Annotated in this window: 2 protein-coding genes; both read left to right on the top strand. The window is 28.2% G+C overall.

Features of this window, described 5'->3' with window-relative positions; genetic code table 11:
- The first annotated feature begins 186 nt into the window (after positions 1-186).
- On the top strand, positions 187-309 hold the full coding sequence (locus tag ACOI1C_RS22550) for a hypothetical protein (protein WP_422512876.1): 123 nt from the start codon (positions 187-189) through the stop codon (positions 307-309).
- Positions 309-521 carry a helix-turn-helix domain-containing protein gene (locus ACOI1C_RS22545; RefSeq protein WP_422512875.1) on the top strand — a complete coding sequence of 71 codons (213 nt, stop codon included), beginning with the start codon at positions 309-311 and terminating at the stop codon, positions 519-521. The genes ACOI1C_RS22550 and ACOI1C_RS22545 overlap by 1 nt, the downstream gene beginning before the upstream one ends.
- Positions 522-1,093 lie beyond the last annotated feature (572 nt).

The following is a 1,093-nucleotide window of genomic DNA, read 5'->3' as shown; positions in this document are numbered from 1 at the left end:
AATATTTTGATTGGTTACCGGGAGACAGTTATCAGTAGTCAGATAAATTATACGATTATTGGAAAATACAGATCGGAAAAACCATTGTGTATAAGTTTTCCTATTTATCGATTGTACTTTTAAAAGTACAAAGCTATTAAATTGATAGATTCGGAACATCCTTCACAAAAAGGAGGTTGTTCTTTTATGGAAGAAAAGTATATAGAGAAGGAAGAGTTGATTGTAAATGAAGGAATTCAGAGAAAAAAGGCTTTAATATTAATACAACAATGGCTAACTGAATTGGAACATGGAGAGGAAAAAAATTAATGAAAACAAAAGAAAGTTTAACCACAAATAATGAATTTATTAATTATCCAGTAGTATTAACTGCTAAAGAGATCTCTCAAATCTTAAAAATTTCTAAGCCAACTGTCTATGAATTAATGGATCAGGTAGGTTTTCCTTTGTTAAAAATCGGGAGATCCAAGAGGGTATTGAGAGAAGATTTTATACAATGGTTATTAGAAAGAGTGAACTAATGCGTAAGTTTTAAAAAGGAAATTAAAAAAATATATCTAAAAACAAAGGTCCTCAAGTGGAGGACCTTTGTTTTTAACCGATTTTGGTTTATATAATCATTTCACTTCATTAATAGTATCCAATAATAACTTTCCACCAGATAGAATGTGATTATTGAGAGAGGCTATTAATATGACCATTTAATATATCATATAGTGTCTTCTTGAACTATATCTTTAGAGAATATTTCTTACATATAGTAGTATATGTAAGTTTGTAGTAATGATTGAAAACTAATTTTATCTATATCTGCTTTATTAGTTTGTTGATATAGATCTGTAAGTAGTTTTTTCTGATCTATCTTTTTCCATCAGTAGAACAAAACATTAGTTTAGGATATAAATCTGTTGATCGGGATACAAAGAACTAATATGCAATAAATATGAAAGTTTCAAATCCTTTCATAAACAGCTGCATGTATTTCATTTGCAATTTCAATAAATACTGGAGATGAAAGTTGAACATATAGAATCGTAATAGGACATTACCTGTTCTAATTAAATGATCAGTTAATTCGAGATTTACACCCAAT

Origin of the sequence: Bacillus sp. DJP31 (assembly GCF_049310945.1) — a bacterium.
Lineage (GTDB): Bacteria > Bacillota > Bacilli > Bacillales > SA4 > Bacillus_BS.
Note: the sequence above shows the minus strand (reverse complement) of the source record. Positions and strands in the feature narration are given on the sequence as shown.